24 protein-coding genes are annotated in these 21096 nt (G+C 64.3%); 18 read left to right on the forward strand and 6 right to left on the reverse strand.

The genetic code is table 11. From position 1 onward, the window contains the following. Positions 1–58 precede the first annotated feature (58 nt). From A3M7_RS0141795 to A3M7_RS0141805, 4 genes are all read left to right on the forward strand, one after another. The gene (locus tag A3M7_RS0141795; protein ID WP_027549228.1) at positions 59–241 is read left to right on the forward strand and encodes a hypothetical protein; all 183 of its coding nucleotides are present in this window, start codon (positions 59–61) and stop codon (positions 239–241) included. A gap of 34 nt (positions 242–275) precedes the next feature. Next, positions 276–602 carry a GcrA family cell cycle regulator gene (locus A3M7_RS45740; protein WP_049824021.1) on the forward strand — a complete coding sequence of 109 codons (327 nt, stop codon included), beginning with the start codon at positions 276–278 and terminating at the stop codon, positions 600–602. 188 nt (positions 603–790) lie between these two features. Beyond that, positions 791–1006 (forward strand): dodecin family protein, encoded by a 216-nt coding sequence (locus A3M7_RS0141800; RefSeq protein ID WP_027549229.1) that lies wholly within the window; start codon positions 791–793, stop codon positions 1004–1006. Between the two features lie 107 nt (positions 1007–1113). Continuing rightward, positions 1114–1845, forward strand: a complete 732-nt coding sequence (locus A3M7_RS0141805; RefSeq protein WP_049824022.1) for a protein-L-isoaspartate(D-aspartate) O-methyltransferase — start codon at positions 1114–1116, stop codon at positions 1843–1845. Positions 1846–1978: 133 nt separating this feature from the next. Here A3M7_RS0141805 and A3M7_RS0141810 read toward each other — a convergent pair whose 3' ends face one another. After that, complete coding sequence (locus A3M7_RS0141810; protein ID WP_027549231.1) at positions 1979–2626, reverse strand: glutathione S-transferase family protein; 648 nt, start codon at positions 2624–2626, stop codon at positions 1979–1981. A 129-nt stretch (positions 2627–2755) separates the two neighbouring features. Between A3M7_RS0141810 and A3M7_RS0141815 the strand changes: the two genes are divergently transcribed. Both A3M7_RS0141815 and A3M7_RS0141820 read left to right on the forward strand, forming a co-directional pair. Next, positions 2756–3070 (forward strand): hypothetical protein, encoded by a 315-nt coding sequence (locus A3M7_RS0141815; RefSeq protein WP_027549232.1) that lies wholly within the window; start codon positions 2756–2758, stop codon positions 3068–3070. A gap of 124 nt (positions 3071–3194) precedes the next feature. Continuing rightward, the gene (locus A3M7_RS0141820; RefSeq protein ID WP_027549233.1) at positions 3195–3488 is read left to right on the forward strand and encodes a twin-arginine translocation signal domain-containing protein; all 294 of its coding nucleotides are present in this window, start codon (positions 3195–3197) and stop codon (positions 3486–3488) included. 152 nt (positions 3489–3640) lie between these two features. On the opposite strand, the gene A3M7_RS0141825 is transcribed toward A3M7_RS0141820, so the two are convergent. The 3 genes from A3M7_RS0141825 to A3M7_RS0141835 form a co-directional block, all read right to left on the reverse strand. Next, positions 3641–3883, reverse strand: coding sequence for a GCG_CRPN prefix-to-repeats domain-containing protein (locus A3M7_RS0141825; RefSeq protein WP_027549234.1), 243 nt, complete (start codon positions 3881–3883; stop codon positions 3641–3643). 211 nt (positions 3884–4094) lie between these two features. After that, positions 4095–5102, reverse strand: coding sequence for an alpha/beta fold hydrolase (locus A3M7_RS0141830; RefSeq protein ID WP_027549235.1), 1008 nt, complete (start codon positions 5100–5102; stop codon positions 4095–4097). A gap of 197 nt (positions 5103–5299) precedes the next feature. Then, complete coding sequence (locus tag A3M7_RS0141835) at positions 5300–5998, reverse strand: ArsR family transcriptional regulator (protein WP_027549236.1); 699 nt, start codon at positions 5996–5998, stop codon at positions 5300–5302. A gap of 265 nt (positions 5999–6263) precedes the next feature. On the opposite strand from A3M7_RS0141835, the gene A3M7_RS0141840 reads away from it, so the two are divergent. Genes A3M7_RS0141840 through A3M7_RS0141850 form a run of 3 tightly spaced genes read left to right on the forward strand, consistent with a single transcriptional unit; the run spans position 6264 to position 7812 of the window. After that, positions 6264–6572, forward strand: a complete 309-nt coding sequence (locus A3M7_RS0141840; RefSeq protein WP_018647290.1) for an NIPSNAP family protein — start codon at positions 6264–6266, stop codon at positions 6570–6572. A 28-nt stretch (positions 6573–6600) separates the two neighbouring features. Continuing rightward, the gene (locus A3M7_RS0141845; RefSeq protein ID WP_027549237.1) at positions 6601–6951 is read left to right on the forward strand and encodes an antibiotic biosynthesis monooxygenase; all 351 of its coding nucleotides are present in this window, start codon (positions 6601–6603) and stop codon (positions 6949–6951) included. A gap of 51 nt (positions 6952–7002) precedes the next feature. Continuing rightward, positions 7003–7812, forward strand: a complete 810-nt coding sequence (locus A3M7_RS0141850) for an oxaloacetate decarboxylase (protein WP_027549238.1) — start codon at positions 7003–7005, stop codon at positions 7810–7812. Between the two features lie 174 nt (positions 7813–7986). On the opposite strand, the gene A3M7_RS0141855 is transcribed toward A3M7_RS0141850, so the two are convergent. Then, a complete protein-coding gene (locus A3M7_RS0141855; RefSeq protein WP_027549239.1) occupies positions 7987–8403 on the reverse strand; it encodes a hypothetical protein in 417 nt (138 codons plus the stop codon). 186 nt (positions 8404–8589) lie between these two features. Between A3M7_RS0141855 and A3M7_RS0141860 the strand changes: the two genes are divergently transcribed. Next, the gene (locus tag A3M7_RS0141860) at positions 8590–9231 is read left to right on the forward strand and encodes a trimeric intracellular cation channel family protein (protein ID WP_027549240.1); all 642 of its coding nucleotides are present in this window, start codon (positions 8590–8592) and stop codon (positions 9229–9231) included. Between the two features lie 142 nt (positions 9232–9373). Here the strand turns inward: A3M7_RS0141860 and A3M7_RS0141865 are convergent, their stop codons facing one another. Beyond that, complete coding sequence (locus A3M7_RS0141865; RefSeq protein WP_027549241.1) at positions 9374–10597, reverse strand: cytochrome c; 1224 nt, start codon at positions 10595–10597, stop codon at positions 9374–9376. Positions 10598–10890: 293 nt separating this feature from the next. On the opposite strand from A3M7_RS0141865, the gene A3M7_RS0141870 reads away from it, so the two are divergent. From A3M7_RS0141870 to A3M7_RS0141900, 8 genes are all read left to right on the forward strand, one after another. Then, on the forward strand, positions 10891–14382 hold the full coding sequence (locus A3M7_RS0141870) for an indolepyruvate ferredoxin oxidoreductase family protein (RefSeq protein ID WP_027549242.1): 3492 nt from the start codon (positions 10891–10893) through the stop codon (positions 14380–14382). Between the two features lie 136 nt (positions 14383–14518). Then, complete coding sequence (locus A3M7_RS0141875; protein WP_027549243.1) at positions 14519–15025, forward strand: DUF4262 domain-containing protein; 507 nt, start codon at positions 14519–14521, stop codon at positions 15023–15025. A gap of 35 nt (positions 15026–15060) precedes the next feature. Continuing rightward, positions 15061–15531, forward strand: a complete 471-nt coding sequence (locus tag A3M7_RS48120) for an immunity 26/phosphotriesterase HocA family protein (protein WP_084303016.1) — start codon at positions 15061–15063, stop codon at positions 15529–15531. An 838-nt stretch (positions 15532–16369) separates the two neighbouring features. After that, entirely contained in the window at positions 16370–17527 is a 1158-nt protein-coding gene (locus tag A3M7_RS0141880; protein WP_027549244.1) for a thiolase domain-containing protein, read from the forward strand. Beyond that, positions 17527–17916 carry a Zn-ribbon domain-containing OB-fold protein gene (locus tag A3M7_RS0141885; protein WP_027549245.1) on the forward strand — a complete coding sequence of 130 codons (390 nt, stop codon included), beginning with the start codon at positions 17527–17529 and terminating at the stop codon, positions 17914–17916. Before A3M7_RS0141880 ends, A3M7_RS0141885 begins: the two co-directional genes overlap by 1 nt. A 256-nt stretch (positions 17917–18172) precedes the next feature. Beyond that, complete coding sequence (locus tag A3M7_RS0141890; RefSeq protein WP_027549246.1) at positions 18173–19033, forward strand: MaoC family dehydratase; 861 nt, start codon at positions 18173–18175, stop codon at positions 19031–19033. A 124-nt stretch (positions 19034–19157) separates the two neighbouring features. Then, the gene (locus A3M7_RS0141895) at positions 19158–20036 is read left to right on the forward strand and encodes an SDR family oxidoreductase (protein WP_027549247.1); all 879 of its coding nucleotides are present in this window, start codon (positions 19158–19160) and stop codon (positions 20034–20036) included. A gap of 102 nt (positions 20037–20138) precedes the next feature. Beyond that, on the forward strand, positions 20139–21092 hold the full coding sequence (locus A3M7_RS0141900; RefSeq protein WP_027549248.1) for a dihydrodipicolinate synthase family protein: 954 nt from the start codon (positions 20139–20141) through the stop codon (positions 21090–21092). The last annotated feature ends 4 nt before the right edge of the window (positions 21093–21096 follow it).

Below are 21096 nucleotides of genomic sequence, written 5' to 3' on the forward strand. Positions count from 1 at the left end.
AGATGCCCGGCACATTAATCACCGGCGCTCTCTAGCTCCAGACCCGAGGAGCAACACCATGAAGCAAAACATCCCCGAAGAATTTCCCACCGGCTCGATGGATTGGAGTCGCTTTGTGATCAAGGGCGGCAAGATGCCGCCCCGGGATCCTGATGACGAGGACGAGGACGAGGACGAGGAGGGAGAAGAGGAGGGGGACGACGACGAACCGGCGGTCGTACGCGAGCCAGACGAAGACTAGAAAAGTGGATGGCAGTTGGCGTACAATATCTCCCATGAGTTGGGATGCGAAAGACGTAGCGCTGCTCAAAAAACTCTGGATCCAAGGACAGAGTGCCGCGCAGATTGCGCGCCGTCTCGGGTGTAGCCGTAACGCTGTCTGCGGCAGGCTAACTCGCTTGGGCCTGACGCGTGGCCACAAGCCGCCAACAGCAAAACCCAAGATAAGGTCGGTCCGGAAGCGAGAGCCGGCGTTGTTGGTTGCCTGTGCCCAACCGGCAGCCAAGAAGGTGTCGCGGAAGACAACAAACAAGCAACCCAAGGAATTCAGCAAGCACCAGCTTTACGCCATGCTAGCTGAAGCGGTCAGGAATACGGGCTAACGGGCTACCGCGACGTTGTTGCGACGCGGGCTCAATGAGCCGAGTCCGACCGGGTTGGGAGGGGCAATGGATCATTGGACCCGCTGGTTACCAGGTCTTGGCACCGTCCTTTCAGCGCCGATATCGTGCTAGGCTCGACTGTGGCAGGGAGCACCTGCTTCCTGCTTCATACCGAACGGGAGGACGACATGCCTGAGAGCGTCTACAAGGTCATAGAACTGATCGGCACCAGCAGCGATTCCTGGGAAAAGGCCGCCGCCAACGCGGTCGAGCAGGCTGCAAAATCTCTTCGTGACCTTCGTGTCGCAGAGGTCGTCAAGCTCGATATTCAGCTGGACGCCAAAGGAAAAGTAGAGGCCTATCGCGCTAAACTCAACGTGTCGTTCAAGTTCGAGGGCACCTGAGCTTAAGCAAACCTCGCCTCGCTTGCGGGGCGAGGTCGGATCTTACGCGCAGGGTTAGCGCTCAAGCGGTCGACGTGAATTGTGCCCCTCTTGGAGAGCGCACGATCATGAAGGTCTTGCCACTGTTCGTGTTCGCCATGGGTGTCGTCGCGTGGGAAGCGACCGCACAGGACGCACAATGCGTCCGCGAGCGCGCCGCCATGGTCGAGACCATCCGGGCCTACGCCCGGTCCGCTGCCGGTGTTTTGGGACAGCAAGGCCTGTCGGAGAGGGTCCTTGAGGCCATGGCGCAAACGAAACGCCACCTGTTCATCCCTGAGCAATCTTGCTCTATCGCATACGCCGATAGACCGATACCAATCGGCCTCGGCCAGACCATTTCGCAGCCGTACATTGTGGCCTTGATGACCCAGTTGGCCGAGGTCGCGCCCGATCAGGTTGTGCTCGAAGTCGGTACCGGTTCGGGCTACCAGGCCGCCATCCTCGCGCAGCTCGCGCGAAAGGTCTGCAGCATCGAGATCATCCCGCAATTGGCCGAGACCGCAGCGAAAAGACTAAGAGACCTCGCGTATGACAACGTGAGCGTCAGGCTTGGCGACGGCTACGACGGCTGGCCCGAATGCGGTCCTTTTGACGCCATCGTCGTGACTGCCGCGCTCGGGCAGCCACCGTCGCCGCTGATTGAGCAGCTCAAAGTGGGGGGCCGTCTCGTCATGCCGTTGGGACCCGGTTACACCACTCAGCAGCTCACAGTCGTCGAAAAAATCGCCCCCGGCAAGACGACGACGCGCGGCGTCGCTCTCGTGCGTTTTGTCCCCTTTACGCGTTCGCAAAACTAGAAGCCAGGGTGGTACAGGTTGAGCGCGTAGGGTGGGTGAGCCTTGCGACTGCGCGAAGTGCAGTTCGCCGGCGTAACCCACCAATTTTGTTGAGGCGGACATTGGCGGATTGCGCTTCGCTAATCCGTCTGCGTTAGCGTGCCCCATCCGCCGCAGCGAAATGCGCCATCTGGTCGGCGTGCGCCTTGGCGAAGGCCGGGCGGGCCGTGGCGCGCGCGACGTAGGCGCGGCAGGCTGGATGTGCCGCCAACCCATCGAAGCGATCGACGACGCGCAGCACGTCCGACATCAGGATGTCGGCGACGGAGAAGGGCCCCGCCAACCATTCGCGGCCGGCCAGCACCGTCTCCATGTGCTTGAGGCGGAGCTTGAGGAAGTCGTCGACGAACTTCACGGCAGGTGAGCCATCGTCACTGCCGGTAAACTTGAACATCGTCCAGGGCAGGGCCGGCATCTCCACCGAATTGAGCGCGGCGAGCACCCACTCCATCGCCTTGGTGCGGCCGTGCGGGTCGGTCGGCATCAGCTTCGCGCTGCGCTCACCCAGATGCAGCAGGATCGCGCCGCTCTCGAAGATCGAGAGGTCGCCGTCGGTCAGCCACGGCACCTGGCCGAAGGGCTGGTGCGCGAAATGCGCGGCGTCCCGCGGGCCGAACGGCACGCTCGCGACGCGGTACGGCAAGGCGGCCTCTTCGAGCGCCCAGCGCACGCGAAGGTCGCGGACGAAACCCCTGGGCATCTCGGGAACCCAGTCGAAGGTGGTGAGGGTGAGGGCGGCCATGCAGTGTCTCCGTGTGCTGTCCAGGCGTAGGACGGGCGAGGGGTGTGCGTTCCGACACCGGTGCCAACTCTTTTTGTCGCCGGCGACATGAATGGCTAGTCTCATGCCAAATAACAGGGAGGAAACCCGATGCCGTCAGCCTTCTTCGTTGTCCGTGCCACCGTCACCGACGCGAGCAAGCGTGCCGCCTTCGACAAATGGTATGAGACCGAGCATGTGCCCGATGCGGTCAAGGCGTTCGGCGTGAGCAAAGCCTGGCGCTTCTGGAGCCTCGACGATCCCTCGCTGCACCAGGCGATGTATCAGTTTGACGACGAGGCCAAGCTCGCGGCGATGCTGAAAGGTGACGCGCTGAAAAAGCTCCTCGCCGATTTCAACCGCGACTGGCCCGAGGTGACGCGCACGCGCGAGATGCTGGTGCTGGCGCAGGAGTTTGCGAAGTAGGGCTACGGCCACAGGCTCTCCTGTCACCTATGCAACGAATCTGAACGCTCGATTCAGCCAAAGTTCATATCGCGGGCCCGACACTTGCTCGGCATCATCAACGCTTGCCCGAGAGGAAGATGACATGGAACGCCGCAATTTTCTGAAACTCGCATTCGGTGCCGCAGCGGGTGCCGCCGCGTTCACCGCCGCCGCACAGGCCGCGCCGCTGGCGCCGCAGCCGCTCGGTGATTCCCGCCTGCCGCAGGGTAACCCGGACGCTCATCCCGCCGTCACCACCAGCGATGAAGCCGCACGGCTCAAGCCCGAACAGGTGCACTGGCACGGTCGCCACCGGGGCTGGGGCCACAGACACTGGGGCTGGCGTCACAGGCACTGGGGCTGGCGCCGCCGGCGCTGGCATCGCCGCTACTGGTAAGCGCTCGGCAATCGAAATCCGGACGGGGATCGCGGTTCGCGGTCCCCGTTTTGATTCTGGCTCCTGCAAGTCAATGTGCTGGAGGTCGCTCAAAGGAAAAAGGCCGCGCAGGCTTTCGCCGCGCGGCCATTTCGCCATGCGAAAATACGGGATCAGAACGGACGGCAGCGGCCGGCGTACCAGCGCAGGCCATAGGGGCACCCGCGCGGACGCACGACGACGACCGGCGCGGGGCGGGGTGCCACGACCACGACCGGTGGACGCCCGCCCATCGGACGGCAGTTGCCATAGCGGCCACGATACCAGCCGGGACCACAGCCCTCCGCGGCGCTGGCCGCTTCGCTGAAACCAACGACCGCGCTGGCGAGCATCACGGCGGCGAAGAGATATTTCATCTGATCTTCCTTCTCGTCCTTGGGGGGAGATTCTTGGGGGCAGGTCTTAAGGGACTGGCGCTCGTGGCGCACGATGAATCAAAAGACACGATTCGACACGTTAAATTTGGGGAGATACGTGCCGACACGTCGCGATCCAAATCTGTCAATCATGACCTGAATGCGGCATGAACACTGCCCGCATCCTGCTCCAGGCGACACGCCGGCGTCGCTAGCGGCCGAGAAAGCCGAGCACCAGCTCCCGGTACTTCTCCGGCGCTTCCAGGAAGACGAGATGGCCGGTGTCGGGGATCACCTCGGCCCGCGCATTCGGCATCTTCGCGGCGAACGCCTTCGCGAGCTCGGCGTTCTGTCCCATCTTGGCGCGCAGCGCCTCCGGTGCGTTCGGACGGCCCGGTGCGTTGTGGTCGTCGGCGCCCATGATGAACAGCGTCGGCTCGGAAACAAGCGCGACCTCGTGCGCGACCGGCTCGCGATAGATCATCTGGCCGGAGCTGACGAAGGCGCGCAGCCAGCGCGGATAGTCGGGGCTGCCCTTGATGTTGAAGCGGGCGTCGATGAAGGGCGTGATCTGATCCGGCGGCAGCTTGATCGCGTAATTGGTCTGGAGCTGCTTGCGATAGCCCTCGGCCGTGAGCTTGTCTTCGCTCTCGATGATCTTCTCGGTCGGCGTCGGCGGCACGTAGAGGCGATAGTCTTCCAGCCCGATCGGCGCGGTCAGCACGAGATGGGCGACTCTATCGGGATAGGCGCGGGCGATGCGCACGCCCAGCATGCCGCCGAGCGAATGGGCGACGATCTCGGCCTTGTCGATCTTGAGATGGTCGAGCAGCGCGATGGTGTTGCGCGCCAGCGTGTCGAAATGCAGCTCGCCCGCCGGCTTGGAGGATTTGCCGAAGCCGATCTGGTCCGGCACCACGACGCGGAAACCGGCTTCGCTCAGCATCCTGATGACGGGCGCCCAGTAGCTCGACGGGAAATTGCGCCCGTGCAGCAGCACCACGGTGCGGCCGTTCGGCTGCTGAGGCGCGACGTCCATATAGGCCATGCCGAGCTGCTCGCCGTCGTTGACAACAGGCAGCACGTGCACGGGATAGGGATAGGCAAAGCCCTCGAGCGCGATGCCGTAGGGCTCGCGCTGAGTGGCGTCGGCGGCGTGAGCGGCGAGAGGAGCGGCGAGAAGGGCGGCGGCGAGCGCGGTCGGGAGGAGGCGGTTCATTTGGGGGTCTCTTGCTTGAAGCCGTCATTCCGGGGCGGTCCGCAGGACCGAACCCGGAATTTCGAGATTCCGGGTTCGATGCTTCGCATCGCCCCGGAATGACGGTGGCCTTAAACGCGTGGATGGCCGGGTCAAGCCCGGCCATGACGAGAGTGAGAGCTCACACGCGATTGTGTGCCGTCGCGCGCCCGGCGTGATCAGTCCTTCTCACTGCCGAACAGCGCCGCAAACTGCTTCTCGCCGGTGCGGGTGAAATTCACCACGCGGCTGCCGGGCGTGGCGTCGCGCGCGGCCCATTTCAGTTCGGTGAAGCGCTGCATCATGGTGGCGCCAAGCGTGCCGGCGAGATGGTGGCGCCGCTCGCTCCAGTCGAGGCAGGCCTTGCACACCGGCCGCCGCGGATGGGCGAGCATGTCGGGCGAGATCTGCAAATGTCTGGCGAGGAAGCGCTCGCCCTCGGCGGTCAGCTCGATGTCCTGCTTCTTCTGCTTGACCAGGTTTCTCTCGCGCATGGTGTCGAGCATCTGCACGCCGAGATCGCCGGCGAGATGATCGTAGCAGATGCGCGCGCGCCGCAGCGCCGGATCCTTCGGCCCGGTGCGCACGCGCATGTGGCCGGTGCGCGCGGCGAGCCCCGCAAGGCCTTCGAGCACGCCGGCTACGTCGTCGTCGGTGAGGCGATAGTAGCGGTGGCGGCCCTGCTTCTCCGGCTCGACCAGCCCGCCGGCCTCGAGCTTGGCCAGATGCGAGCTTGCGGTCTGCGGCGTGATGCCGGCCTCCTGCGCCAGCTCGCTCGCGGTCAGCGCGCGTCCGTTCATCAGCGCCGTGAGCATGTTGGCGCGGGCGGGGTCGCCGACCAGCGCGGCGACCATGGCGATGTCGGGTCCTGATTTCATGCTTCGATGGTAGCCGAAGCATTGCAGTCGGGCAAGCGCGTAGCGTGTTGCCACATCGTCGTTGCGAACGAATGACGAAGCAAAATCGGAAGCCCGATCCTCACCCTGAGGAGCGCGCCCTCGCGCGCGCGTCTCGAAGGGCGAGGCCACCGGCGGGGCCTTCATCCCTCGAGACGCGCGTTCCGCGCTCCTCAGGATGAGGAGCTGACAACCTGGATTGCTTCGCTGCGCTCGCAATGACGATGTGGAAACACAGGAGCCTCACATGTCCGTCACCGTCTTCATCCGCTACCAGCTCGATCCGTTCAAGCGCGCGCAGTTCGAGGAATATTCAAAACGCTGGCTCACCATCATCCCGAAATGCGGCGGCGACCTGATCGGCTATTTCATGCCGCACGAGGGCACCAACAACATCGCCTTCGCGCTGATCACCTTCGAGAGCCTGGCCGCCTATGAGGCCTATCGCGCCCGGCTGCGCCAGGATGCGGAAGGCATGGCGAACTTCCATTTCGCCGAGGAACACAAGTTCATCCTCGCGGAAGAGCGCACCTTCCTGCGCAAGGTGGTATTGTAGGCCACGACACCGCCAGCAGGAGACGCCCATGATCGCCGTGATCTTCGAGGTCTGGCCCAAGCCCGAGCATCGCCAGACATATTTCGACCTTGCAGCCGATCTGAAGCCGATCCTGCAAACCATCGACGGCTTCATCTCGGTCGAGCGCTTCGAGAGCCTGACCGAGAAGGGCAAGATCCTGTCGGTGTCGTTCTGGCGGGATGAGGCGGCCGTGCAGGCCTGGCGCAACACGATGGAGCACCGCCGCACCCAGGCCAGGGGCAGGGCACAGATCTTTGCCGACTATCGCCTGCGCATCGCCAGCGTCGTCAGGGACTACGGCATGAATGATCGCGAGGAGGCGCCGAAAGACAGCCGCGCAGTGCACGACGCGCACTAGCACTGCCCCGAATGCGTGCCTATGTCTGCGCGGCCAACAAGGGAGAGAAACATGCACGTGACGACCGCGGACAAGCGCGCAACCTTCAGGAAGATGCACGAGAGCGGCTGCTTCATTCTGCCCAATCCGGTCGATGTCGGCAGCGCCAAGGCGTTGCAGCATCTCGGTTTCAAGGCGATAGCGTCATCGAGCGCGGGCTTTGCATGGACCATCGGCAAGGCCGACAATCACGTCACCGTCGAGGACGTCTGTCAGCATCTGGCAGCATTGAGCTCGGCGGTCGATATTCCCGTGAATGCGGATTTCGAGGGCGGCTTTGCGGTCGAGCCCGACAAGGTCGCCGACAATGTCGAGCGCGGTGTGCGCACCGGCGTCGCTGGGCTGTCGATCGAGGATTCCACCGGTGACAAGGACAAGCCGCTCTACGATCGCGCGCTCGCGGTCGAGCGCATCAAGGCCTCGCGCAAGGCGATCGGCGACAGCGGCACGCTGCTGGTCGGCCGCTGCGAAGCATATCTCTGGGGCGTGACCGATCTCAAGCTCGTGATCGACCGGCTCACCGCCTACGCGGATGCCGGCGCCGACTGCCTCTACGCGCCGGGCCTGAAGAGCCGCGAGGACATCGCCGCGGTGGTGAAGGCTGTCGCACCAAAGCCGTTCAACCTCTTGATCGGCGGCTCCGGCCTGTCGTTGCAGGAGGCCGAAGATCTCGGCGTGCGCCGGATCAGCGTCGGCGGCTCGCTCGCCCGCGCCGCCTGGGGCGGCTTCATGCGCGCGGCAAAGGAGATGGCGGAGAAGGGGACGTTCACCGAGCTCGGCAGCGGCTATCCCGGCGGCGAGCTCAACAAGATGTTCGGCTAAAGCATGATCCGGAAAAGTGTGCAGCGGTTTTCCCTCGCGACAAACGCGGAACGCGTTTGCGCGGAGATCATGCTCAAGCAATAGAGCCAAACGAAAAGCGGCGGGATGTTGTGTCCCGCCGCTCTCTCGTCCTCTCGGTGTCATGCCCCGCCCGGGGCGATGACAGTTGTGGTCTTACTTCGCGCCGTCGGACGGAGCCTTCGTGCCGTCAGACGGAGCGGCCGGATCCGGCGCGGCCGGCTTGCTCGGCGCAACACCCGTGGTCACGCCCGGCGCGGCGTTGTTGCGCGGCGTCACGTCGCGCATGCCGGGAGGCGCCGCTGGATTGGTCGGCGGAGCCTGCTGGGCGGTCTTCGTCGCCGGCTCATTGCTCGCCTGGTTGCCCGTGGTCGTGTTGTTCAAGCCGTAGAACACGGCGCCCAGCACCAGGGCGACAGCCACGGCAAACAGCGCGACCTTGCCGCTGGAGGCGGGGCCTTCGCCCAGCTCGGGGTCGGCCTGAAGGTCGGCATCCCGTCGCGCCGCACGGAGATACTCATCATCGGCGAGATTCGGGCGATACGGATCGTTGGGAAAACGCTCGTCAGCCATCGATTGGGTCTCCTCGATTATGGCGGCTGGACAACCCATAGATGCGAGATTCTGTTCCGCCCCTCTGATGCTTTCGTCGCATGTTGCCCCCGCGTCGGGAATCGGGAACCTGTTAATCCGGATGAACCCTTGTTCATCCTGGAACCGCGGACGTAAGTTCCACGGCGGGAATAAGGGAACAAAGCGATGTGGAGCCTGCCGCCAAGCGATAGCGTGCTGCATCTTCTGGCGTTTGTTGCCTTGACGGCGCAGGGCATGACCGCGGCGCTAGCTGCGGGGCGGCGCAGCATGGACTATGTCGGTGTCTGCATGCTCGGCAGCATCACCGCGCTCGGCGGTGGCACGCTGCGCGACCTGTTCCTCGGTCACTATCCGCTGGCCTGGGTTGCGAACCCGATCTATCTCGTGCTTCCCGGCGCTGCCGCGCTGCTGACCATCCTGGTCGCGCGCCTCGTGCACCGGCTTCAGTTCGCCTTCATCGTGCTCGATGCCATCGGCCTCGTCGTCTTCACCATGACCGGTTGCGACATCGCCTGGCAGATGGATGTCTCGCTGCCGATCGTCATCGTCTCGGGCATGGTGACGGGCTGCGCCGGCGGCGTGTTGCGCGACGTGCTCTGCAACGACGTACCGCTGCTGTTCCGCTCCGAGCTCTACGCCAGCGTCTCGGTCGTGACCGGCCTGTTCTATGCGACCGCCTTCGGCCTCGGCATCAACGCCGAGCTCTGGACGATCCTGACCTTCATCCTCGGCATCAGCTTCCGCCTGCTCGCGGTGCGCTACAAATGGGAGATGCCGAAATTCGTGTTCACGGGGGATGAGCGGTAGCCCCATCCACCTCGTCATTGCGAGCCCAGCGAAGCAATCCAGAAATCTTTCCGCGGAGGGACTCTGGATTGCTTCGCGGAGCCTGTCATCGGGCCGCGCTTCGCGCGGACCCGTTGGCTCGCAATGACGGGGAGAGAGCTGGCTACGGCTGCTTCCGCGCCTTCGCGACCTGCGCCGGCGTCACCAGCGGGCCCGAATTGCCCCAGGAGTTGCGGATGTAGTTGGCCACCGCCGCGATCTCCTCGTCGGACAATTGCTTGGCGTAGGCCGGCATCTCGCCGGTGTTGGGCGCGCGCGGCGTCGTCACGGTGTGGGCGCCGTCGAGGGTGATGCGCAAGGTCGAGGACGGATTGACCGATTGCAGCAGCGCGTTGGCAGGCAGCGGCGGATAGATGCGCGGCGCGCCGGTGCCATCGGCTTCGTGGCAGGCGATGCAGAACTTTGCGTAGACCGCCTGGCCGGTTTTCATCGTGGCCTCATCGGGCGGCGTCACGATCGTCTCACGCCGCGCCGGCGGCAGGCTCTTCAGGTAGACCGCGATCGCGCGCACATCGGCGTCGCTCATCTTCGAGGTCGAGCTGACGACCACCTCCGCCATCAACCCGTCGGCATGGCTTTTGGCATTGCGGCCGCTCTGCAGATATTCGGCGATGTCCTCGACGCTCCACGACTTCAGCCCGGTGCGGGGCGCGCCATCGAGCCTTGGGGCGTACCAGCCGCCGACCTCGTTGCCGGACAATGCCTGCGCCTGCTTGTCCGCGCCAAAATAGTTCTTCGGCGTATGGCAGGCGCCGCAATGGCTGAGCCCGGTGACCAGATAGCCGCCGCGATTCCAGGCCGCGCTCTGGCTTTGGTCCGGCTCGAACAGGCCGGGCTTGAAAAACATGGTGTTCCAGATCCGCATCAGGCCGCGATAACCGAACGGCCAGCGCAGCTCCGGCGGCTTGTTGCGGCTTACGACGGGCGCCAGCGTGCCGAGATAGGCGCGGATCGCCAGCGTGTCGTCCTTCGTCATCTTCGTGAAGTAGGGATAGGGGAAGGCCGGATAGTAGTTCGAGCCGTCAGGCGCGACGCCATAGCGGAGGGCGCGGGTGAAATCGGCATCCGCCCAGCCGCCGATCCCGGTGTCCCGGTCGGGCGTCAGGTTCGGCGCATAGATCGCGCCGAAGGGCGTATCGATGCGCTTTCCGCCCGCGAACGGCTTTGCCGGATCGGCGGTGTGGCAGCCCGCGCAGTCACCAGCCTCGACCAGCGTCTTGCCGTAGGCGACCAGCTCCGGCGACGGCTCGGCGGCACGGACCGTGCTCGCAACCGCACTGCACAACGCCAAACCCACAACAGCCAGGCCAGCCAGAATCGTCCGCATCGAAAGCCTCTCCTGCGACCATTCGACGTCGCCTGCGTGAATGGGGCGTCAATTCATTTCGCGACGGCGGGGGTATCGTGACACAAATTGAAAATGCCGGACGCCTTTGCAGCCACGAAATTGCGATTTTTACCCGGCGCTCCCTTTGGTCCAGATTTGTGGTGCGGAGCGTTAAATATCCGACATAGAGTGTCGGAGACGGTCGGCGCGCCCTAGCTAAAAACAACGGGCAGGCAACGGCTTAAGCGACGTTAAGTGACAAAGACCTGAACAGGGCGTGGAAAGAGGACAGCATGGGCATCAACCAGGGTCCGATCAGTCTCGATCAAAAATACACCCAGGACACCGGACACGTCTTCACCACGGGCATCCAGGCCCTGGTTCGCCTGCCCATGGCCCAGATCCGGCGCGACCGCGCCAATGGCCTCAACACCGCGGGCTTCATCTCCGGCTATCGCGGCTCGCCGCTCGGCGGCTATGACCAGCAGCTCTTTGCGGCGCGAAAGCATCTCGAGCAGTACAACATCAAGTTCCAGCCCGGCGTGAACGAGGACCTGGCCGCGACCGCCGTCTGGGGCTCGCAGCAGCTCAACCTCTCGCCCGGCGCCAAGTATGACGGTGTGGTCGGCATCTGGTACGGCAAGGGGCCCGGCGTCGATCGCTGCGGCGACGTGTTCCGCCACGGCAATGCCGCGGGCTCGGCCAAGAACGGCGGGGTGCTGTGCCTGGCCGGCGACGACCACGGCGCAAAATCCTCGACCGTCCCGCATCAGTCCGACCACGCCTTCATGTCGGCGCTGATGCCGTATCTCTACCCGTCCAGCATCCACGAGATGATCGAGATGGGCCTGCTCGGTATCGCGATGTCGCGCTACTCGGGCTGCTGGGTCGGCATGAAGGTGATCACGGAGACGGTGGAGACCACCGCCGAGATCGACCTCACCGACGAGATGAAGCCCTTCATCATCCCGCCCGATTTCGAGCTGCCGCCCGGCGGCCTCAACCTGCGCTGGCCCGACGACCGCTTCGAGCAGGACCGCCGCCTCCAGGACTACAAGGGCTTTGCCGCGATCGCCTTTGCGCGCGCCAACAAGGTCAACCGCGTCACCATGGATTCGCCGAATGCGCGCTTCGGCATCATGGCGTCCGGCAAGAGCTACGAGGACGTGCGGCAAGCGCTGCGCGAGCTCGGGATCACCGAGGAGGTGGCCGCCAAGATCGGCCTTCGTCTCTACAAGATCGGCATGCCCTGGCCGCTGGAGCCGGAAGGCGTGCGCCAGTTCGCGGTCGGGCTCGAAGAGATTTTCATCATCGAAGAGCGGCGCGAGATCGTCGAGAACCAGGTCAAGCAGGAGCTGTTCAACTGGCGCGACGACGTCCGCCCGCGCATCGTCGGCAAGATGGACGAGCACGACAAGCGCTTCCTGACCTTCGCCGCCGAGCTCAGCGTCGCCTCGCTTGCGACCTCGATCACCGAGCGGCTGCTTCGACTTAATCTCAACCCAGAGATCGCGGAGATGCTCCGCGCCAAGGCCGACTGGTTCAACGGCCGTCAGGCCACCCAGATGCAAGCGACAGCGCCTGTTTCTCGCGTGCCGTATTTCTGCTCCGGCTGTCCCCACAACACGTCCACCAAGGTCCCCGAAGGCAGCCGCGCGCTCGCCGGCATCGGCTGTCACTTCATGGCGCTGTGGATGGACCGCTCGACCGAGACGTTCACGCATATGGGCGGCGAGGGCGTGCCGTGGGTCGGCATCGCGCCCTTCACCAACGAGAACCACATTTTCGCGAACCTTGGTGACGGCACCTATTTCCACTCCGGTCTGCTCGCCATTCGCCAGGCGGTCGCCTCCAAGACCAACATCACCTACAAGATCCTCTACAACGACGCCGTCGCCATGACCGGCGGCCAGCGTCATGACGGCGATCTCTCGCCGCAGCAGATCACCTTCCAGCTCCACGCCGAGGGCATCCGCGAGATCTATCTGGTCTCGGAAGCGCCCGACACGTATCCCGCCGACACCATCGCGCCCGGCGTGAAGAAGTATCACCGCGACGAACTCGACAGCGTCATGAAGATGTGCCGCGAGTACAAGGGCACCTCGGCGATCGTGTTCGTGCAGACCTGCGCCGCCGAAAAGCGCCGCCGCCGCAAGCGCGGCCTGATGGAGGATCCGGCGCGCCGCGTCATGATCAACCCCGCCGTCTGCGAAGGCTGCGGCGACTGCTCGGTGCAGTCGAACTGCATCTCGGTCGAGCCGCTGGAGACCGAGTTCGGCCGCAAGCGCGCCATCAACCAGTCGTCCTGCAACAAGGACTATTCCTGCGTGAAGGGGTTCTGCCCGTCCTTCGTCACCGTCGACGGCGGCGCGACGCGCCACCGTGCGCCGGCCGAGCTTGAAGAGATCGGCGCGCTGCCGGAGCCGGCCTCGCGCCCGACGCTGGACAAGCCCTACAACATCGCCGTCGGCGGCGTTGGCGGCACCGGCGTGTTGACCATCGGCGCGCTGCTCGGCATGGCCGCCCACATCGAGGGCAAGGCCTCGATGATCCTCGACATGTCGGGCCTCGCGCAGAAGGGCGGGGCGGTGCTGAGCCATGTCCGCCTGTCCGATCATCCGGCCGAGGTCACGTGTTCGCGCATCGTCACCGGCACGGCCGATCTCGTGCTCGCTGCCGACGAGGTGGTCGCGGTCGCCAAGGACACGATCTCGCTCTGCGACACCAGCCGCACCCGCGGCGTCATCAACAGCCACGTCATTCCCACCGCCGACTTCGTCCTCAACCGCGATTTCAACTTCCAGACCCGCAAGCTGAACGGGCTGCTGGAAACGGCCCTGCACAAGGACTCGGCGTTCTTCGACTTCACGAAGCCGGCCGAGCAGCTCCTCGGCGACAGCATCGCCACCAACATGATGATGATGGGCTATGCCTATCAGAAGGGGCTGCTGCCGCTCTCGGCGGAGTCGATCGAGCAGGCGATCGAGGTCAACGGCGTCTCGATCAAGATGAACAAGGAAGCCTTCCGCCTCGGCCGCCTCGCGGTCGCCGATCCCCAGCGTCTTGCGGGCATGCTGAAGGGCACGGACGAGGTCGTTGCGCCGAAGGCGCTGGATGCAATGACGTTGGACGAGGTCATCGAGCATCGTGCCAAGCACCTGACCGCCTATCAGAACGGCCGCCTGGCAAAACGCTATCGCAAGCTGGTCGACCAGGTTCGCGATGCCGCGAGGCAAGGTGGCTATGACGACGCACTGCCGCGCGCGGTCGCGGTGAACTATGCCAAGCTCCTGGCCTACAAGGACGAATACGAAGTCGCGCGCCTCTTCACCGACGGCGCCTTCGAGCAGCAGCTCCGCGATCAGTTCGAGGGCGATTTCAAGTTCACCTTCAACCTCGCGCCGCCGATCCTGGCGAGTGGCGTCGATGCCTTGGGCCGCCCGAAGAAGCGCGCCTTCGGCCCCTGGATGCTGAACGTCTTCCGCGTACTGGCGAAGTTCAAGTTCCTGCGCGGCACGCCGCTCGACATCTTCGGCCGCAGCGCCGACCGCAAGCTCGAGCGCGATCTGATCGCCGGCTACGAGAAGGACGTCGCCACCGTCCTCGGCCTGCTGTCGCCGCTCACGATCGACACCGCGGTCGAACTGCTGTCGCTGCCCGACCGCATCCGCGGCTACGGCCCGGTGAAGGAGAAGGCCGTCACTGAGGCCAAGGCCCGCTACGCCCAGCTCGCGGCGGACCTGGCCAGCCCGCCGCCGGCGCCAAGGCAGATCGCGGCGGAGTAGGCCCCGTAGCCCGGATGGAGCGAAGCGCAATCCGGGACAGTTGCGCCCGCAGGTGAGGCAGTAGACTGGCGGTTTACCCGTTCCGGGCGGTTTGGTAATCGTATCCGCGCTTCTCCCAGTACAGGGTGCGCGAGCGATGTTCACAGCCCTTGATGCGCCTACCGAACGGCTCGATAAACACGAGCAGAACTTCGTCGAGAAAATTCGCAACCACGGCTGGTTCGGCACACATGTCATGCCCGACAGCGAGGGGCCGGGCTTCATCTACACGACCGGCTTTTGGCTGAAGTTTGGCTTTCCGGAGGTGATCCTGTTCTCGATGCGGCAACAGACCGCTCAGGAAACGTTCTGGACGATCTATCGCGAGCTTGAGGCAGGGCGGCGCCCGCCGATCGGCGAGCCGACCGATGCGGTCTTTCAGAACGTCGCCGCGGTCTTTCTGCCGGTTTCGTTGCGGCAATACCCAAACTACCTTGGCTGGAGCAGGTGGTTCTATGGCAATGACGAGTTCGAGTGTCTCCACCTCGTGTACCCCGATCGCGACGGTCATTTTCCCTGGGCCGCGGAAGCATCTGCCGAAGCCCGTGCTGCACAGCCCGACCTGACGGAAGGCAACTGGCAGGGACGACGCAAGGTCTCGTAGGGTAGGCAAAGGCGCATAGCGCCATGGATAGTAAAATGAAGCTACCCTACGAAGAAGGCTCAGTATTTGTGCTGCCACTTCGAAACGAAGGATTTGCTCGTGGTGTGGTGGCGCGATCGGCCCGGCGGGGGAGAGTCCTCGTCGGATATTTCTTTGGTCCGCCTCTCGAAGAGGCGGCATCGGCGACACTTGATGAGCTTCATCCTGATCGTGCTGTCGCCAGATTGCGCTTCGGAGATCTCGGTTTGATTGAGGGACGCTGGACGGTCATTGGCAAGGTGCCGCTCTGGCGTCGAGCGGATTGGCCCATCCCCGACTTTGTCAGGCGAGATCCCATATCGAAAAGAGCTTGGTTGGTTCGGTACACCGACAGTGATCCGATAAGTAGCGTGTCGGAGCCCCTTTTGGGTTACGACGACCTACAAGGATTGGATGGCGATGGCTTATTTGGTGCCGGAGCGGCCGAGATCAGAATTTCGAAGCTGCTGGCTCGTTCTGGAGGCTGAGACGTTCCGGTTGACTCCTGGACCGACGACACCGTCCCTTGTGTTGCCCGTCGGGCAAAACACCCACGCCATGGGTCAATCCGGGCGCGCAAAAATATTCAGCTTTACCGAAATTCGGAATTGTCGTATTTGGCTGCCACCTCATCCCAGTCAGAGGGGCGTATCGCGATCGTCACGAAACGCGGGGTGAGCGGCGGTGGACGCGGGCTGCGTCACGCGAGCGATTGTCTCGCGGCACGACGGGCGCGGTCTCGCGTACGGCAAAATCGTGTGGTCCTGACGCCCGGGGTCTGTGCGTCAAGTCTTGCGATCGCTCGCAAGGCGACGGGGGCAATAGTGCATCGCTCCCCGGGGAGAGCACGACATAAGCCGTAAAGCCACTGCGCAGGGAAGGCCGGTTGTTTGGCTGCACCTGTATGCCGCTGTGCATCTGTTCTTCGCGCATTCGCGCACAGCGGACCGTGGGTGCCCGGCCGGCACCCGGTCTTCCCTGCGCCCTCTGTTCCCAGGGGGAGCAAGACGGAAGCCTGGCTCGGGCAGGACATGCCGCGAGGACGCGGGGTGTGTCTACGAGCCAGTTTTGAGTTGAAACAGCGCCGTCCGTGCCCACGAACTCCGTCATTGCGAGCGCAGCGAAGCAATCCAGGATCTCTCCGCGGTTGGCGGTCTGGATTGCTTCGCTGCGCTCGCAATGACGATGTGGAGGCAGGCGAGATTGGACCCCACTTGCGCCAACCCGCTAGCCTCTCGCCCGACGGAATATTTCCGCGCTTGCCAAGCTGGCCCCCGCGGTTCAGAAAAAAGAGCCAAGAAGAAACGCGAGCGGAGACCTGACGTTTTGACCATCAAGGGCAAGGCCTACATTGCCGGGATCTACGAACACCCGACCCGGCATGCGCCGGACAAATCCACCGCCCAGCTCCATGCCGAGGTCGCCAAGGGCGCGATCGAGGATGCCGGGCTCAGCAAGGACGATGTCGACGGCTATTTCTGCGCGGGCGACGCGCCCGGCGGCGCCTGGCCGATGGTCGACTATCTCGGCCTGAACACCAAGAAGCTCCGTCACGTCGATTCGACCGAGACCGGCGGCTGTTCCTACATCATCCATCTCGGCCATGCCTCTGAAGCCATCGCCGCGGGCAAGTGCTCGATCGCGCTGATCACGCTGGCCGGCAAGCCGCGCACCGGCGCTATGCCGCCGCGCGCGGCGGGCGCCGAAGTTGATTTTGAATCCGCTTACGGTGCGACCACCCACAATGCCTACGGCATGTGTGCCATGCGCCATATGCACGACTATGGCACCACCTCCGAGCAGCTCGCCTGGATCAAGGTCGCGGCCTCGCACCACGCGCAGTACAATCCGCATGCGATGCTGAAGGACGTCGTCACCGTCGAGGACGTCCTGAACTCGCCGATGATCTCCGATCCCTTGCATCGCATGGATTGCTGCGTCGTCTCCGACGGCGGCGGCGCGCTGATCGTGACGACGCCGGAGATCGCCAGGAGCCTGAAGAAGCCGCTTGTTAAGCTGATCGGCCATGGCGAGGCGATGAAGGGTCCGCGCGGCGGCAAGGATCTCGATCTCACTTACTCCGCAGGCATCTGGTCCGGCCCGCGCGCGTTCGAGGAAGCCGGCATCACGCCGAAGGACATCAAATACGCCTCGATCTACGACAGCTTCACCATCACCGTGCTGATGCAGCTCGAGGACCTCGGCTTCTGCAAGAAGGGCGAGGGCGGCAAGTTCGTCGCCGATGGCAACCTGATCTCGGGCGTCGGCAAGCTGCCGTTCAACACCGACGGCGGCGGCCTGTGCAGCAACCATCCCGTCAACCGCGGTGGCATGACCAAGATCATCGAGGCCGTCCGGCAGCTGCGCGGCGAGGCGCATCCGAAGGTGCAGGTCAAGAACTGCGATCTCGCCATCGCGCACGGCACCGGCGGCCTTTTGGGCGTTCGCCACGCCGCCTCGACGGCCATTCTGGAGCGCGTGTGATGGTAGATGCAAAGAAGTATCCGGCTCCCGTAACGAACCCAGAGACCGCCGCGTTCTGGGACGCAGCGAAGCAGGGCAAGTTCATGATCAAGCGCTGCACAGCGTGCGGCGAAGCGCATTACTTCCCGCGCTCGATCTGCCCGTTCTGCTACTCCGACAAGACGGTGTGGGAGGAGGCTTCGGGCGAGGGCACGATCTACACCTGGAGCCTGATGCGGAAGTCGCCGACCGGCCCCTACGCCATCGGCTACGTCACGCTAAAGGAAGGCCCGTCGGTGCAGACCAACTTCGTCGATTGCGATCTCGAGAAGCTGAAGATCGGCCAGAAGGTGAAGGTGGTGTTCAAGCCGACCGACGGCGCGCCGCTGCCGTTCTTCACGCCGGTCTGATTGTTTTCTTCCTTCCCCCCTTGCGGGGGAAGGTGGCATAGGCCGCCTCCGGCGGCCGTTCTAAAAAAGGACGCCGAAGCGAAGCTCCGGCTACGGCGCCGGATGAGGGGTTCTCTCCGCAGAGAGATTGCTCAATGCGGAGCAAACCCCTCACCCAAACGAGTTTGCTGCACGGCTCTCGCAGCCCTCTCCCGCAAGGGGAGAGGGCACCTCGACTGGCAGCGGCGCATAAGAATTCGGAGAGGAAATCACCAAAATGTCCGCCAGATACGAAGAACTCAAAGGCCTGAAAAACCTCGGCCAGAAATACGCCTACACCGATCGCGAGGTGATGCTGTACGCCTACGGCATCGGGCTCGGCGCCGATCCGATGGACGAGAGGGAGCTCGCCTTCGTCAACGAGGGCACGCTGACACCGCGGCCGCTGAAGGTGGTGCCGACCTTCGCCTCCGTCGCGGCGTGGGGATCGGGGCCGGGCGAGATGAACCTCAACCGCGTGATGGTGGTCGACGGAGAGCGCGACATCACCTTTCACCAGCCGCTGCCGGTGGCCGCGCACATCACCGCCGACTCCACGGTGCTCGAGGTCTACGACAAGGGCAAGGACAAGGGCGTCGTCATCAGCCACCAGACCGTGCTGAAGAACGAGAAGGGCGAAAAGCTCGCAACGCTGGTGGCCTCGCGCTTCGCCCGCGGCGATGGCGGTTTTGGCGGCCCGAACCTGACCCAGCCCGATCCGCACAAGATCCCGGCGCGGGCGCCGGACAAGACCATCGACATCACGACGCGTCCCGACCAGGCACTGGTCTATCGCCTGTGCGGCGACCGCAACCCGCTTCACTCCGATCCGGAGTTTGCGAACAAGGCCGGCTTCCCGCGTCCGATCCTGCACGGCATGTGCACCTACGGCATCACCTGCCGCGGCGTGCTCCAGACCTACGCCGACTACGACGCGAGCGCCTTCCGCCAGCACGTGGCGCGGTTCTCGTCCCCGGTCTATCCCGGCGAGACCGTGACCATGGACCTCTGGAAGGACGGCAACGTGATCTCGTTCGAAGCCAAGGTGAAGTCGCGCGGCGTCACGGTGATCAAGAACGGCAGGACGGTGCTGGGTTAGTTTTCGCTGTCATTCCGGGGCGCGCGAAGCGCGAACCCGGAATCTCGTGCGACAACCTCTGGATTCCGGGTTCAGCGCTGCGCGCTGTCCCGGAATGACAATAATAAAACAGGGAGAAGCCACCATGGGATTACTCGACGGCAAGGTTGCGCTGATCACCGGTGCGGGCGGCGGGCTCGGTGAGGCCTATGCGAAGCTGTTCGCGCGGGAAGGGGCATCCGTCGTCGTCAACGATCTCGGCGGCCCCCGCGACGGCTCCGGTGCCGACAAGTCGATGGCACAGCTTGTGGTGGACGCGATCAAGGCCGAGGGCGGCAAGGCGGTCGCCAACGGCGCCGACATCTCCACCATGGAGGGCGGCCAGTCGGTGTTCGACGACGCCATCAGGCATTTCGGCCGCGCCGACATCCTCGTCAACAATGCCGGCATCTTGCGCGACCAGACCTTCGCCAAGGCCTCCGAGGCCGACTGGGACAAGGTCATCAAGGTGCATCTGAAGGGTACCTTTTGTTGCACCATGCCGGTGTTTCGCTGGATGCGGGAAAACGGCGGCGGCGTCATCGTCAACACCTCCTCGACATCAGGGCTGATCGGCAATTTCGGCCAGACCAACTACGGCGCGGCCAAGGGCGGCATCTGGGGCCTGTCCAACGTGCTGGCGATCGAGGGCCGCAAGTACAACATCCGGATCTGGACGCTGGCCCCGGGCGCGTTGACCCGCATGACCGCAGACCTGCCCCGCTATAAGGAGAACCCCTCGGCGGCGCTCGGGCCGGACGGCATCGCGCCGGCCGTGCTATACATGGTCAGCGACTTGTCGGGCGACCAGACCGGCAAGGTGCTGGGCGTGTCCGGGCCCCGCGGCGTGCGCGAAATGCGGATGATGGAAATGGAAGGCTGGAAACCGCCGCACTCGGGCTGGAAGGCCCAGGACATCGCCGATCATGCCAAGGAGATCTTCTTCTCCGAGGAGCAGATCAAGATGGGGGCGCGGCGGTTTTAGGCTGATTTGTCGTTCCGGGGCACGCGAAGCGTGAACCCGGAACCTCGAGATTCCGGGTTCGCGCTGCGCGCGCCCCGGAATGACGGAGAAAGAGAGAGACTGATGAAACTGACCGCCGACGCCAAGGGTACCTTCGCAATCGCGCCGACGCCGTTCCACGACGACGGCCGGATCGACGAGCGTTCGATCGACCGCCTGACCGATTTCTACGAGGAGGTCGGCTGCGACGGCGTCACGGTGCTGGGCATCCTCGGCGAGGCGCCGAAGCTCGATGCCGCCGAGGCCGAGCAGGTGGCCGTTCGCTTCGTCAAGCGCGCCAAGAAGATGCAGGTGATCGTCGGCGTCTCCGCGCCGGGATTTGCCACCATGCGCTCGCTGGCGAAGGCCTCGATGGACGCGGGCGCCGCCGGCGTCATGATCGCGCCGCCGCCCTCGCTCCGCACCGACGACCAGATCGTCGGCTATTTCAAGCAGGCGGCCGAGGCCATCGGCCCTGATGTGCCCTGGGTGCTCCAGGATTATCCGCTGACCTTGCAGGTGGTGTTTACGCCGGCCGTGATCCGCAAGATCGTCATGGACAATCCGAATTGCGTGATGCTCAAGCACGAGGACTGGCCGGGACTGGAGAAGATCACGACCCTGCGCGGCTTCCAGAAGGACGGCTCGCTTCGCCCGCTCTCGATCCTCTGCGGCAATGGCGGCACGTTCCTCGATTTCGAGATGGAGCGCGGCGCCGACGGTGCCATGACCGGCTATGCGTTCCCCGAGTTGTTGATCGACGTCGTGAACCTCTCCAGGGCCGGCAAGCGCGATGCCGCGCATGACCTGTTCGACGCGCATCTGCCGCTGATCCGTTACGAGCAGCAGCCGGGCGCCGGCCTCGCCGTGCGCAAACACGTGCTCCAGAAGCGCGGCATCATCGCCTCCAGCGCGCAGCGCAAGCCTGGCGCGACGATCACGGCGACGGCGAAGGCCGAGGTCGAGTACCTGCTGTCGCGCGTGGCGAAGGTCGACAAGCGCGCCAATCTCCAGCCGCAATCCAGCGCGGCAGGTTAGTTGC

This window comes from Bradyrhizobium sp. WSM2254, from assembly GCF_000472645.1.
In the GTDB taxonomy this organism is placed as follows: domain Bacteria; phylum Pseudomonadota; class Alphaproteobacteria; order Rhizobiales; family Xanthobacteraceae; genus Bradyrhizobium; species Bradyrhizobium niftali.